The 12676-nt window shown below is 66.9% G+C and carries 12 protein-coding genes; 3 read left to right on the top strand and 9 right to left on the bottom strand.

The window, feature by feature from the left end; all coding sequences use genetic code 11:
- Positions 1–34: 34 nt before the first annotated feature.
- From pstA to QNI11_RS09835, 3 genes are all read right to left on the bottom strand, one after another.
- Complete coding sequence (gene pstA, locus QNI11_RS09845) at positions 35–1390, bottom strand: phosphate ABC transporter permease PstA (RefSeq protein WP_283983269.1); 1356 nt, start codon at positions 1388–1390, stop codon at positions 35–37.
- Entirely contained in the window at positions 1387–2844 is a 1458-nt protein-coding gene (gene pstC, locus QNI11_RS09840; protein ID WP_100930635.1) for a phosphate ABC transporter permease subunit PstC, read from the bottom strand. The genes pstA and pstC overlap by 4 nt, the downstream gene beginning before the upstream one ends.
- Positions 2845–2946: 102 nt before the next feature.
- Positions 2947–3987 carry a substrate-binding domain-containing protein gene (locus QNI11_RS09835; protein ID WP_283983268.1) on the bottom strand — a complete coding sequence of 347 codons (1041 nt, stop codon included), beginning with the start codon at positions 3985–3987 and terminating at the stop codon, positions 2947–2949.
- Between the two features lie 160 nt (positions 3988–4147).
- On the opposite strand from QNI11_RS09835, the gene QNI11_RS09830 reads away from it, so the two are divergent.
- Positions 4148–4321 (top strand): hypothetical protein, encoded by a 174-nt coding sequence (locus tag QNI11_RS09830; RefSeq protein ID WP_283983267.1) that lies wholly within the window; start codon positions 4148–4150, stop codon positions 4319–4321.
- Positions 4322–4379: 58 nt separating this feature from the next.
- Here the strand turns inward: QNI11_RS09830 and QNI11_RS09825 are convergent, their stop codons facing one another.
- From QNI11_RS09825 to QNI11_RS09805, 5 genes are all read right to left on the bottom strand, one after another.
- Positions 4380–5417 carry an ATP-binding protein gene (locus QNI11_RS09825; RefSeq protein WP_283983266.1) on the bottom strand — a complete coding sequence of 346 codons (1038 nt, stop codon included), beginning with the start codon at positions 5415–5417 and terminating at the stop codon, positions 4380–4382.
- 1 nt (position 5418) lies between these two features.
- Positions 5419–6594, bottom strand: coding sequence for a PLP-dependent aspartate aminotransferase family protein (locus QNI11_RS09820; RefSeq protein ID WP_283983265.1), 1176 nt, complete (start codon positions 6592–6594; stop codon positions 5419–5421).
- 114 nt (positions 6595–6708) lie between these two features.
- A complete protein-coding gene (locus QNI11_RS09815) occupies positions 6709–7230 on the bottom strand; it encodes a gamma carbonic anhydrase family protein (protein ID WP_283983264.1) in 522 nt (173 codons plus the stop codon).
- Positions 7227–7880, bottom strand: a complete 654-nt coding sequence (gene gmk, locus QNI11_RS09810) for a guanylate kinase (protein WP_198521905.1) — start codon at positions 7878–7880, stop codon at positions 7227–7229. The genes QNI11_RS09815 and gmk overlap by 4 nt, the downstream gene beginning before the upstream one ends.
- A 5-nt stretch (positions 7881–7885) precedes the next feature.
- Complete coding sequence (locus QNI11_RS09805) at positions 7886–8776, bottom strand: YicC/YloC family endoribonuclease (RefSeq protein WP_283983263.1); 891 nt, start codon at positions 8774–8776, stop codon at positions 7886–7888.
- Between the two features lie 252 nt (positions 8777–9028).
- Between QNI11_RS09805 and QNI11_RS09800 the strand changes: the two genes are divergently transcribed.
- Entirely contained in the window at positions 9029–9745 is a 717-nt protein-coding gene (locus tag QNI11_RS09800) for a PAS domain-containing protein (RefSeq protein WP_283983262.1), read from the top strand.
- Positions 9746–9872: 127 nt separating this feature from the next.
- Here QNI11_RS09800 and QNI11_RS09795 read toward each other — a convergent pair whose 3' ends face one another.
- Positions 9873–11243 (bottom strand): class II 3-deoxy-7-phosphoheptulonate synthase, encoded by a 1371-nt coding sequence (locus tag QNI11_RS09795; protein ID WP_283983261.1) that lies wholly within the window; start codon positions 11241–11243, stop codon positions 9873–9875.
- A gap of 182 nt (positions 11244–11425) precedes the next feature.
- On the opposite strand from QNI11_RS09795, the gene QNI11_RS09790 reads away from it, so the two are divergent.
- On the top strand, positions 11426–12436 hold the full coding sequence (locus tag QNI11_RS09790) for a GlxA family transcriptional regulator (protein WP_100930643.1): 1011 nt from the start codon (positions 11426–11428) through the stop codon (positions 12434–12436).
- The last annotated feature ends 240 nt before the right edge of the window (positions 12437–12676 follow it).

The raw sequence follows: 12676 nt of genomic DNA, 5'->3' as shown, positions 1-12676 counted from the left end.
CCGGGCCTTGGCGGTGGGGCCGGATCTCTCCGGCTTACCAGCGGCGCTCGAAGCGGCGGCGCAGGATGATGGCGATGATGTTCATGGTCAGCAGGAAGACCAGAAGGATGATGATCCCGCCCCAGGCCCGTTCGTAGTAGGCCGGGTCGGCGCGCTTGGCCCATTCGTAGATCTGGGCCGGCATGGCGGAGTTCGGGGACATGAAGCCTTCGGCGATGCCCTCGGGGTAGTTGGTGGCGATGTAGCCCACCATGCCGATCAGCAGGAGCGGCGCGGTTTCGCCGAGCGCCTGCGCCAGGCCGATGATGGTGCCGGTCAGGATGCCCGGCATGGCGAGCGGCAGCACGTGGTGGAAGACCGCCTGCATCTTCGACGCGCCCACCCCCAGTGCCGCGTCGCGGATCGACGGCGGGACCGACTTCAGCGAGGCGCGGGTGGAGATGATGATCGTGGGCAGGGTCATCAGCGTCAGCACGAGGCCGCCGACCAGCGGCGCGGACTGCGGCAGCCCGGCGAACTGGATGAAGACGGCAAGGCCCAGGATGCCGAAGACGATGGAGGGCACGGCCGCGAGGTTGGAGATGTTCACCTCGATCAGGTCGGTGAAACGGTTCTGCGGCGCGAATTCCTCGAGGTAGATGGAGGCGGCGACACCGATGGGCAGCGACAGCGCCAACACCACCAGCATCATGAAGAACGACCCCAGCATCGACACGCCCAGCCCAGCCTGTTCGGGGCGGGATTCGGAGGCGTCGGCACCGAAGATGAATTCGGAGTTGAAGGACTTCTCGACAAGCCCCGCCTCGCGCATCTGGTCGATGAGGTCGAGGTGCTCGGCGTCGATGTTCTTGTCGCGGGTGATGTCCTCGCGCTTGACCCGGCCCTTGAAGTAGCCGTCGACGCGGGAGGATGCGAGGATGCGGAACTCGATGGTCTCGCCGATCTGGCCGGGGTTGGCGATGACGTAGTCGCGCAGCTGTGCGGCGGCGGAGGCGGAGATCAGCGCCTTCATGTCGCCGTCGTCCTCCAGCGGGGTTTCGAAGCCCTGCTCCTGCACCTGCGTGAAGATCGCCTGCTGGATCAGCGGCTGGTAACCGAAGGTGGAGACCTTCTTGATGTCCTCGATGTCGCGGTTGCCGTTCTTGTCGAGCTTTGCCTCGTCCAGATAGACGGGCACCTCGATGAAGGTCTGCTGGAAGGCGGTCAGGCCGTTCGTCAGGATCGCCCAGAGCAGCACCACGAGGAAGAAGATGCCGGTGCCGATGGCGGCGAGGCCGTACATCCGGAAGCGTTTCTCGGCGGCATTGCGGCGCTTGGTCCGGGCGTCGGCGGCGGTCAGGGAAATCTTGCCGCGCGGTGCACCGGCGGTGTCCATGGATGCGTCGGTCATTCGTACTGCTCCCGGTACTTGCGCACGATGTAGAGGGCGAAGACGTTCAGCCCCAGCGTCAGGATGAAGAGGGTCATGCCGAGGGCGAAGGCCACCAGCGCCTCGGGCGAGGCGAAGTCGGCGTCGCCGGTCAGCTGGGAGACGATCCGCGTGGTCACGGTGGTCATCGCCTCGAAGGGGTTGAGCGACAGCTTGGCCGCGGCCCCTGCCCCCAGTACCACGATCATCGTCTCGCCGATGGCGCGGGAGGTGGCCAGCAGGATGGCGCCCACGATGCCCGGAAGGGCCGCGGGCAGGATCACCTGCTTGATGGTTTCGGACTTCGTCGCGCCCAGCCCGTAGGAGCCGTCACGCATCGCCTGCGGCACGGCGTTGATGATGTCGTCGGAGAGCGAGGAGACGAAGGGGATCAGCATGATGCCCATGGCGATGCCGGCGGTGATGACCGCGCGGGTGCCCTGCATCCAGCCCAGACCGTCGCTGCCGAAGACCGACAGCAGCAGGGGGCCGACCGTCAGCAACGCGAAGAGGCCGTAGACGATGGTGGGGATGCCGGCCAGCACCTCGAGCGCGGGCTTGGCGTAGGCGCGCATCTTCGGGCCCGCGTATTCCGACAGGTAGACGGCGGCGAAGAGGCCAATCGGCACGGCGACCAGCAGCGCCACGAAAGAGATGTAGAGCGTGCCCCAGAGCAGCGGCCAGATCCCCAGCTCGGACCCGCCGCCGAAGGAGGGCGACCAGGTGAGCGAGCCGAAGAATTCGCCCGCCGGGTAGAGGTTGAAGAACCGGATGGTGTTGCCGATCAGCGAGAACACGATGCCGATGGTGGTCAGGATCGCGATGGAGGCGGCGGCGATCAACAGGTAGCGGACGGAGGTTTCCACCACGTTGCGGGCGCGGAAGTCCTTGTGCGTCTCGCGCAAGGCGATCACGAAGCCCGCGATCGCGAGGACCAGCACGGCCACGGTCATGTAGAGGTTGCCGCGGTTGTTGATGACGCGGAACTCCTGTGCGGCGTCCAGCACGGCCGGGGTGATCGCGGAGGTGACGATCTGGCCCGCGTCCTTCAGCGACTGGGTGAGCTGGTCGGCGCTGATGTCACGCACGCGGTCGGCCTGCATCAGCCCTGCGGCGATGGCGTTGTCGATGCCGTCGGCGGTGCGGCGCACCTCGGCCATCACGAGCGACAGGTTGCTGCCCTCGGCGACCTCGCTCTCGGGGATCATCCCGGAGACGACGGAGTTGACGTAGATCGGCTGCGCCAGAAGCCAGACGATCAGCAGCAGGAAGGCGGGGACGACGACCTTGATCGCCGCGTTCGAGCCGTAATAGGACGGCAGCGAGTGGAGGTGGCGGCTGTCGCCGCCGGCGCTCTTCATTGCGCGGCCGCGCCCGGCGACATAGCCGACGGCTGCCAGCGCAAGCACGATCACGATGAGCCAGAGTAAAGGCATGTGCCCCCCGAAGTCCCTGATGTATTTCTTTGCCTGAATGGCGGACGGGGCGGCGGGAATGGCCGCCCCGTCTGAGGTGTGCAAGGTCCCTTGCGGGTCCGATTACATGCCTTCTTCGGACATCGTGGTCTCGTTCGCGACCTTCTCCTGGGTCTGTGCCAGTTCCGGGTCAGCCACGAGGCCGTATTCGGAGAGCGGGCCGTCCGGGCCTGCGATCTCGTCAGCGACAAAGAATTCCGCGAATTCCTTCAGGCCCGGGATGACGCCGATGTGTGCCTTCTTGATGTAGAAGAACAGCGGGCGGGAGACCGGGTATTCGCCGGAGGCAATGGTCTCGGTCTTCGGCTCGATGCCGGAGACAGTGGCGACCTTCAGCTTGTCGGTGTTGTTCTCGTAGAATGCCAGGCCGAAGACGCCGATGCCGTTGGAGTTGGAGTCGATGGAAGCCAGCGTCTCGGTGTAGTCGCCGTCGATGTCCACGGAACGACCGTCGGTGCGCACTGCGATGCAGGCGTCCTCGGCATCATCCTCGGACATGCCGCTGTCGAGCATCGCCTGCAGGGCGCCGGTGGTCTCGCAGCCTGCTGCCAGGACCTTCTCTTCAAAGACTTCGCGGGTGCCGTGCTTGGTGCCCGGGATGAAGGCCATGATCTCGGCTTCCGGCAGCTCGGCGTTGAACTCGGACCACATGGTGTAGGGGTTGTCGATCAGCTCGCCGTCCTTGACCACTTTCGGGGCCAGGGCGTTGTAGATGTCTGCCGGTTCGAAGGCGGTGAAGGCCGGGCCGTCGATCTGGGAGGCGAAGACGATGCCGTCATAGCCGATGCGGACTTCGATGATGTCGGTCACGCCGGCGTCTGCGCAGGCGGCGATTTCGTTTTCGCGGATCGCGCGGGAGGCGTTCGCGATGTCGATGGTGTTTTCACCCACGCCTTCGCAGAAGCGCTTGAGGCCGGCGGAGGAGCCGCCGGATTCCACGACCGGGGTCGGGAAGTCGAAGTTCTCGCCGAAGGCTTCGGCCACGATGGAGGCGTAGGGCAGAACGGTGGAGGAGCCTGCAACCTGCACGTTGTCACGTGCGTAGGCTGCGGAGGCTGCGGAAGCGAGCGCCAGAGCAGAGGCGGTCAGTTTCACGAATTTCATCAGGTTTGCTCCCTAGGTCAGGAATCGATCATCCCCAGTGATGACCGTCGCGCCCCTCGCTAAGGACAGCGCGCAATGCTTTTGTGACGGTGATGTAACAGTTTGATGACGGCGCGGTTTTTAACGGGATTTCATGCAACGTGAGCGGGACGCGGGCGGCATGACTTCGCGCCTGGGACGGGCTGCGGATTGGATGGGTTTTGTTTTATTGTTTAATGCCAGATACTTCCGCGGCACTCTTCAATTTGCACGCGCTGAGGGGCGGAAATCGTTGATGACGCTGGGTCATTTTGCCGATCTCGACGGATACTTCGGCGCCCCGGTCGAATCGTGACGGCGCGTTTACCGATTCCCGGGGTTTGTGACGGGCGGGCAAACGTGCCGCCGCACCGTCAGCCGGCGGGCAGGATGACGGTGAAGGTCGTGCCCTTGCCCAGTTCGCTGTCCACCCGCAGCCGCCCGCGGTGGCGGTTCACGATGTGCTTGACGATGGCGAGACCCAGTCCCGTGCCGCCCATCTCGCGCGAGCGGTGGCTGTCCACGCGGTAGAAGCGTTCAGTCAGGCGCGGCAGGTGGATCTGGTCGATCCCCGGGCCCGTGTCGCTGACCGTCAGCCGCACCCCCCGACCCCGGACGCGCGGTTCGTAATCCACCGCGGTCAGCGTTACGGTGACGGAGGCGCCGCGCCCGGAATACTTGATCGCGTTCTCCACCAGATTGGTCAGCACCTGCCGCAGTTGGTCCTCGTCGCCGGGGATGGACAGCGGCACATCGGGCACCGACAGGTCGAGCGTCACACCCGCCTCCTCCGCGATGGGGCGCAGCCCGTGCAGCGTGGACCGCGCGATCTCGGCCGGGTCGAGCCGGGTCGTGGGCCGGACGCGTTCGTCCGCCTCCACCCGGCTGAGCGACAGCAGGTCGCCGATCAGGCGGTTCATGCGGGCGGCCTCCGACTCCATGATCGACAGAAAGCGCGCCTGCCCCGCCGGATCGCCGCGCGCCGGGCCTTTCAGTGTCTCGATAAAGCCGATCAGGGCGGTCAGCGGCGTGCGCAGTTCATGGCTGACGTTGGCGACGAAGTCGCGGCGCATCTGGCCGATCTGCTCGATGGAAGTGACGTCCTCGAAGCAGACCAACACACCGCGCCCGCTTTCCAGCGTCACGGCGCGCACGGTCACGCGGTAGGTGGTGTCCTGCCGCCCGTCGTTGGTCAGGAAGTCGGCCACGCGCGGAGAGCCGTCACGCAGGCAGCTCTCGATCGCGTCGAGCAGGCCGGGCTGGCGCAGCGCAGTGATGAAGTGGCGGCCCCGGATGCCCTGCCCCAGCAGCGCCAGCGCCGGGCCGTTGGCCGCCTCGATCCGCTCGTCGCGGCGGATCATCACCGCAGGCAGCGGGATCGCCTCGACGAAACCCGCTTCGGCCTCCGTCATCTCAGACGCTCCGCGCGGCGGCGATCCCCGCGTCGAAGCAGGCGATCAGCGCGTCGGGGTCCTCGAGCCCCACGGAGACGCGGAAGAACCCCTCGGTGATGCCGAGCGCCTCGCGGCCCTCGGGCGTCAGCGCGCGGTGCGAGGAGGACGCCGGGTGCGAGAGCGTGGTGCCCACATCGCCCAGCGTCGGCGCGAAGGCCACGCCATTTGCGGCCTCGGCAAAGGCGTTGGCCTCGGCGCGTCCGCCGTCGAGCACGAAGCTCACCATGTTGCCGCCCTGCCCTTGCAGCAGCCCCTGCGCGCGGGCCATGTCGGGGTGGTCGGGCCGGGTCGGGTAGAGCACCCTGGCGATGCCCGCCTGTCCGGCGAGGTGATCGGCCAGCCGGCGCGCGGTCTCCTGCGTGCGGGCCTGCCGCAGCGCGAAGGTGTGCAGCCCGCGCTCCGCCAGCCAGCAGTCGAAGGGGCTGGGCGTCATGCCGGTGGTCACGGCGAAGACCCGCATCTTCGCCATCAGGTCGGGGTCCTTCGCGCCGATCCAGCCGAGCGTCACGTCCGAATGGCCCGCCAGCAGCTTCGTCACCGAATGCAGCACGATGTCGGCGCCGTGTTCGAACGGTTTGACCGTGGCGGGCGTGGTGAAGGTGTTGTCGACCACCAGAAGCACGCCCTTTTCCCGGCAGAGGGCGGCGATGCCGTCGAGATCGGCCAGCCGCAGCGTGGGGTTGGAGACGACCTCGATCAGTACCATTTTCGTTTCGGGGCGCAGCGCGGCGGCGACCGATGCGGCATCCGTCACCTGCGCCATGGTGGTGGCGATGCCGAGGCGCGGCAGGTCTTCGGTCAGCATCCTGAGCGAGCGGCCGTAAAGCTGGTCGCCGCCCACGACGTGGTCGCCCGCCTTGGTCAGGCCCAGCAGCACCGCCGCCACCGCCGCCATGCCGGAGCCCAGCACCAGGCCGCCCTCGCACCCTTCGAGCGCGTCGATGCGGCGGGCCAGCACGTCGGCATTGGGATGGCCCTCACGCGCGTAGGTGTAGCCCTGCGCCCGGCCCTCGTACTGCGAATCGAGCTCGTCCGGCGTGGTCGAGGCGTAGACCACGGAGGGCATCAGCGGCGTGATGACCGGGGTCGAGAGGCTCTGCGGGACGGTCACGGGACGTTGCAGCGTGGGTTTCATGGCGTCTTTCCTATCGGGTCTTCTGATGGCGTCAGAGGGAGCACCGCGCGCAGGGGCTGTCAATCGCGCAAACCCGCGGGCACGCGCGATTTTTCGTGTGTCGTCAGGGGGCGCTCAGAGCGCACGCAGGCCCCTGGCAAAGCGCCGGGCGTTGGCCTGGTAGCCAAGCGCGGACTTCTTCAGGCCCTCGATGGCCTCGGGCGTCAGTTCGCGCACGACCTTGCCCGGCATCCCCATGACGAGGCTGCCATCGGGGATCTCCTTGCCCTCGGTCACAAGCGCGCCCGCGCCGATCAGGCAGTTCTTGCCGATCTTCGCGCCGTTCAGGATCGTCGCCCCCATGCCGATCAGGGTGTTGTCGCCGATGGTGCAGCCGTGCAGCATGACCTTGTGGCCGATGGTGCAGCCCGCGCCGATCACCAGCGGATAGCCCATGTCGGTGTGGCAGACCACGTTCTCCTGCAGGTTGGAGCCGCGGCCGACGCGGATTTCCTCGTTGTCGCCGCGCAGGGTGCTGCCGAACCAGACGGAGCTGTCCTCCTCCATCACGATGCGGCCGATGACATGAGCGCCGGGGGCGACCCAAGCGGTGGCGTGCAGTTGCGGTTCGATGTCGTCCAAGGCGTAGATGGTCATGCGAGCTCCTCGAATTCCGTTTGCAGGCTGCGGACGTGGTCCACGAGCCAGGGCTGTTGCAGGCGGCGCAGGCGGGTGGCGGCGACGATGGTCTTCAGCTGCCCGAAGGTGGCGTCGAGGTCGTCGTTCACCAGCACATAGTCGTAGCTGCCCCAGTGCGAGATCTCGTCCCAGCTTTTCTGCATCCGCTTGGCGATCACCTCCGGCGCGTCCTGACCGCGACCGACGAGGCGGCGGCGCAGTTCGGCGATGGAGGGCGGCAGGATGAAGACCGAGAGCGTGTGCGGCCCGAGCGCGGAGTTGACGATCTGCTGCGCGCCCTGCCAGTCGATGTCGAACAGCACGTCGCGCCCCTGCCCGATCGCGGCCTCCACCGGCGCGCGGGGCGAGCCGTAGAAGTGGCCGAAGACATGGGCGTGCTCCAGCATCCCCTGGTCGTTGACCGTGCGCTTGAAATCCTCCTCGGCGAGGAAGTGGTAGTGCTGGCCGTCCACTTCGCCGGGCCGCGGCGCGCGGGTCGTGGCAGAGACGGAGAACCTCAGGGAGGGGTCCCAGTCCAGCAGGCGCCGCGACAGGGTGGATTTGCCCGCGCCCGAGGGCGAGGACAGGATGATGAGCAAACCGCGGCGGTTCGGCAGGCTGTCGGACATAGCGGTCATTCCACGTTCTGGATCTGCTCGCGCATCTGGTCGATGGCGGTCTTGAGGCTCAGGCCGATGCGGGTCAGTTCCGTATCGCCGGACTTCGAACACAGGGTGTTGGCCTCGCGGTTGAATTCCTGGCAGAGGAAGTCGAGCTTGCGGCCGATGGCGCCCTCGGTGGCCATGAGGTCGCGGGCGGCGCCGATGTGGGCGCGCAGGCGGTCGATCTCTTCGGTGACGTCGGATTTCACCGCGATCAGCGCCAGTTCCTGCGCGATGCGCGCCTCGTCGATGCCGTCCACGTTGTCGGTGACGCGGGCCAGCTGGGTGCGGAACCGCTGGACCTGCGCGTCGGCGCGGGCGGCGATGGCGGCTTCGGCCTCCGTCACCAGCGACTCGATCTCGTCGAGCTGGCGCATCACGATGTCGGCCAGCGCGGCGCCCTCACTTTGCCGCATTCCGATGAACGCATCGAGCGCGCGGGAGAAGTCGGCAACCAGCATGTTGCGCAGCGCGTCCTGGTCGACCTCTGCGGCCTCAGACGTCAGCACGCCGCGCAGGCCCACCACCTCGGCCGCCGTCGACGGCGCCAGCGAGAGCCCGCGTTCCATCGCCTCCGCCTCGATCCGGGACATGGCGTCGAGCACGGCGGTCAGCTGGCCCTCGTCCAGCCGCAGCGCGCCGTCGCCGCCGTCGGAGGTCAGGCGCAACCCGATCTGCACGTTGCCCCGCACAAGGGCCTTGGCCGCAAGGGCCCGCACCTGCGCTTCGAGCCCCTCGACCCAGTCGGGCAGGCGCAGGCGCAGGTCCAGCCCCTTGCCGTTGACGCCCCTCAGATCCCACACCCAGGCAAGGCCGAAGGCCGCGCCCTGCACACTCGCGAACCCGGTCATCGACTGCCGCATGTCTGTCTCTCCTGTCATGGGTTCCGGGTAATGCCCGGAGCCGCGCAAGGCAAGCGCCGAGCGTCCGGCAGACGGCGCCGTTCCGGCAGGCAGATGCCAACAATTCTTTGGAAGACGTTAACCGTTGAGCCAGAAATGAGGCGAAATTCGGGCGGCGTTCTGGTAGTAATGGTTTTATAAGAAGTATTGACACACGGACATGGTGGCAGGGGGCTCTGCCAGGTCGCATCCGGAACCAAAAGGAGCGGACACATGTTTGGCAAGGGCGGAAACGGACAAGGGATCGTTTCGATGACGGAGCGGGAGAAGGCACGGCGCGAAGCGCCCTTGCGCCAGGTGGAAACCTACTGGCGCGGGTTGTGCGATGGCAGCTCTGTCCCGTTGCGCAGCCAGGTCGACCCGAGGGGCATGGAAAGCGCGCTGGAAAACGCGTTCCTGCTGGAGCGCATCGCACCGTCGATGGCAAAGATCCGCGTGGCGGGCACACATCTCAACGACCTGATGGGCATGCAGGTGGCGGGCATGCCGCTGTCGAGCCTGATCGCCCCCGCCGACCGCGAGCGGTTCGGCCAGGGCGTCACGGCGCTCTTCGCCGACCCGGCCATCGTGCGCATCGACCTGCGGGCAGAGGCCGGTTTCGGCAAGCCCGACCTCGAGGCCAGCCTTGTGCTGCTGCCGCTGCGCTCGGACTTCGGCGATCTGACCCGCGGGCTTGGCGCGCTGATCAGCCATGGCCGGATCGGCCGGACGCCGCGCCGGTTCCAGGTGGTGCGGATGCACATCTCGGCCGCGGTGAGCGGAACGCCTGCGGCGCCCGGCCTTGCCGGTACGGACCTGCCGCAGCCGCGCCCGGCCTTCGAGGTCCGCGAAGAGCAGCGCAGTTTCACCCCGGCCCCTGCCGCGAAGACCGAAGAGCCGCGTCCCACCGTGCAGCGCGGCCACCTGCGCCTGATCGTCGACAACGACTGACACCTGAACGCCACGTGCCGCGGGACCGTCCCCGTGGCATCGGGCCTGCTGCCTCGGGCGGGGGCCGCACATGGAAAAGGCCGGCCCCCGGGGGACCGGCCTTCGTGCTTTCCGACAGCTTCTGCGATCAGCCGTGCGCGGCGGCGGCGGCGTTCTCGCGGCGGGCAGTCAGTTCCTCGGCCACGAGGAAGGCCAGTTCCAGCGACTGCGAGGCGTTGAGACGCGGGTCGCAGGCGGTGTGGTAGCGGTCGCTCAGGTCCTCTTCGGTCACTTCACGGACGCCGCCGGTGCATTCGGTCACGTCGAGGCCGGTCATCTCGAAATGCACGCCGCCGGGGACGGTGCCCTCGGCCTCGTGCACGCCAAAGAACTCGCGGACTTCGCGCAGGACGTTGTCGAACGGACGAGTCTTGTAGCCGGTGGCCGACTTGATCGTGTTGCCGTGCATCGGGTCGCAGACCCAGGTCACCTTGGCGCCCTCTTCCTGCACCGCCTTGATGAGGCGCGGCAGGTTCTCGGCCACCTTGCCCGCGCCGAAGCGGGCGATCAGCGTCAGCTTGCCCTCCTCGTTCTGCGGGTTGAGCTTCGACATCAGCACCTTGAGGTCGTCGGCGGTGGTGGTCGGGCCGCACTTCAGGCCGACGGGGTTCAGGATGCCGCGGCAGAATTCCACGTGCGCGCCGTCGGGCTGACGGGTGCGGTCGCCGATCCAGACCATGTGGCCGGAGCCCGCGAGCCACTTGCCGGAGGTCGAATCCATCCGGGTCAGCGCCTCTTCGTACTCCAGCAGCAGGCTTTCGTGCGAGGTGTAGAACTCGACCGTGTGCAGGGTGTGCGCCTGCTCGTTCGAGACGCCCGCCGCGCGGATGAAGTCCAGCGTGTCGGTGATGCGCGAGGCCATGTCGCGGTACTTTGCGGCCTTCTCGCCCTCGGTAAAGCCCAGCGTCCACTGGTGCACCTGATGCACGTCGGCGTAGCCGCCGGTGGAGAACGCGCGCAGCAGGTTCAGCGTGGCGGCGGCCTGCGTGTAGGCCTGCAGCATCTTCTGCGGGTTCGGGATGCGCGCTTCGGGGGTGAAGGGCAGATCGTTGATGATGTCGCCGCGGTAGCTGGGCAGCTCGACGCCATCCACCACCTCGGTCGGAGCGGAGCGCGGCTTGGCAAACTGGCCGGCCATGCGGCCCACCTTCACCACCGGCACCTTGGCGCCGAAGGTCAGCACCATGGCCATCTGCAGCATCACCTTGAAGGTGTCGCGGATGGCGTTCGCGCTGAACTGGTCGAAGGATTCGGCGCAGTCGCCACCCTGGAGAAGGAAGGCCTCGCCGCGGCCAGCAGCGCCCAGGAGGGACTTCAGGCGGCGGGCTTCACCGGCAAAGACCAGCGGAGGATACTTTGCCAGCTGTGCCTCGACGGCATACAGCGCCTCGGCGTCCGTATACTCGGGCATCTGAACCCGCGGGAGTGCGCGCCAGTTCGATTTCTGCCACTCGGTCATTTGATCTACTCCGGTTGTCGTTCCTTGAACGGTCTGCGTTTTGACGGTTCCGCGTTATAGGCGAGCCTTCCTCTGCTGGCCAGTCGTGTTTTTCGCGACATCTCTTGACGCTGGCGGTCCCTTCTGCCCATCTGAGCCGCACCACTTGCGCCGGATCCGGCCCCAAGCTCATGAGGCTTCCCATGCTGCCGCCGAACCAGCGACAGATCGTCGAGATCGAGAACGTGCCTGCGAAACCGCGCCGGTTCGTCTTTGTGCTGCTGGAGGATTTCACGCTGCTGTCCTTTGCCGCCGCCATGGATTGCCTGCGGCTGGCGAACCGGATGTCGGCGAAGAAGCTCTATGAATGGCGGGTTATCGGCGAGGGCGGCGCGACGGTTTCGTGCTCCACCGGGACGGTGTTCCAGCTTGACGGCGACCTTGACGAGCTGCACCGCGACGACACTGTGGTGCTGTGCGGCGGCGCCAACGTTCAGAAGGCCACGACCAAGCGGCTGATTTCCTGGCTGAGGCGCGAGGCGCGCCGCGGCCTGCATGTGGGCGGGCTGTGCACCGCCGCCTATCCCCTTGCAAAGGCAGGACTTCTGGACGGCAAGAAGGCCACGATCCACTGGGAGAACCAGGACAGCTTTTCGGAGGAATTCGAGGACGTCTTTCTGACCAAGTCGGTCTTTGCCATCGACGGGACACGGATGACGACCGCCGGCGGGACGTCGTCCATCGACCTGTTCCTGCAGATCATCGCCAACGACCATGGCGAGGAACTGGCCAGTGCCGTGGCGGACCAGCAGATCTATTCCTCGATCCGCACCGACCAGGACACGCAGCGGCTGTCGGTGCCGACGCGGATCGGGGTGCGGCATCCGAAGCTGAGCCAGGTCATCCAGATGATGGAGAGCAACATCGAGGAGCCGATTTCCCCGGCCCTGCTGGCCAAGGACGTGGGCATGTCGACCCGGCAGCTCGAACGGCTGTTCCGCCGCTACCTGAACCGCTCGCCCAAGCGCTACTACATGGAACTGCGGCTGCAGAAGGCGCGGAACCTCCTGATGCAGACCGACATGAGCGTGATCAACGTCGCGCTGGCCTGCGGCTTTGCCAGCCCCTCGCATTTCTCGAAATGCTACCGCGCCCATTACGAGACGACGCCCTACCGCGAGCGCGGAACCCACGCGGCGCGGCTGTCGGTCTGAACCGAGGTTAACGGGCCGTGCGTGGCGGTGAACGCGGCGCGCGCGCACCACGGGTGGTGGCGCATCCGGCGCTTCGTTAACGGCTTTACCCGATCTTCATGCAGATGACCGCCGCGTTATGGGGTGAACCGGCCGGTTCGACCCCCTGAAACGGCCGGTTGGTAACCTTTTCACGCGGGCCAGAGGTGACGCTGCGTCAAAATCGGTTAACCGCGTCTCGGACGGGTGCATAACGACCCC

Source organism: Sagittula sp. MA-2 (genome assembly GCF_030126985.1).
Taxonomy (GTDB): Bacteria; Pseudomonadota; Alphaproteobacteria; order Rhodobacterales; family Rhodobacteraceae; genus Sagittula.
This window is presented reverse-complemented; position numbering and strand designations above follow the sequence as displayed.

Coding starts and splice junctions, on each gene's coding strand:
- pstA (WP_283983269.1), bottom strand. CDS start 1,390: ATGACCGACGCATCCATGGACACCGCCGGTGCACCGCGCGGCAAGATT.
- pstC (WP_100930635.1), bottom strand. CDS start 2,844: ATGCCTTTACTCTGGCTCATCGTGATCGTGCTTGCGCTGGCAGCCGTC.
- QNI11_RS09835 (WP_283983268.1), bottom strand. CDS start 3,987: ATGAAATTCGTGAAACTGACCGCCTCTGCTCTGGCGCTCGCTTCCGCA.
- QNI11_RS09830 (WP_283983267.1), top strand. CDS start 4,148: ATGACTTCGCGCCTGGGACGGGCTGCGGATTGGATGGGTTTTGTTTTA.
- QNI11_RS09825 (WP_283983266.1), bottom strand. CDS start 5,417: ATGACGGAGGCCGAAGCGGGTTTCGTCGAGGCGATCCCGCTGCCTGCG.
- QNI11_RS09820 (WP_283983265.1), bottom strand. CDS start 6,594: ATGAAACCCACGCTGCAACGTCCCGTGACCGTCCCGCAGAGCCTCTCG.
- QNI11_RS09815 (WP_283983264.1), bottom strand. CDS start 7,230: ATGACCATCTACGCCTTGGACGACATCGAACCGCAACTGCACGCCACC.
- gmk (WP_198521905.1), bottom strand. CDS start 7,880: ATGTCCGACAGCCTGCCGAACCGCCGCGGTTTGCTCATCATCCTGTCC.
- QNI11_RS09805 (WP_283983263.1), bottom strand. CDS start 8,776: ATGCGGCAGTCGATGACCGGGTTCGCGAGTGTGCAGGGCGCGGCCTTC.
- QNI11_RS09800 (WP_283983262.1), top strand. CDS start 9,029: ATGTTTGGCAAGGGCGGAAACGGACAAGGGATCGTTTCGATGACGGAG.
- QNI11_RS09795 (WP_283983261.1), bottom strand. CDS start 11,243: ATGACCGAGTGGCAGAAATCGAACTGGCGCGCACTCCCGCGGGTTCAG.
- QNI11_RS09790 (WP_100930643.1), top strand. CDS start 11,426: ATGCTGCCGCCGAACCAGCGACAGATCGTCGAGATCGAGAACGTGCCT.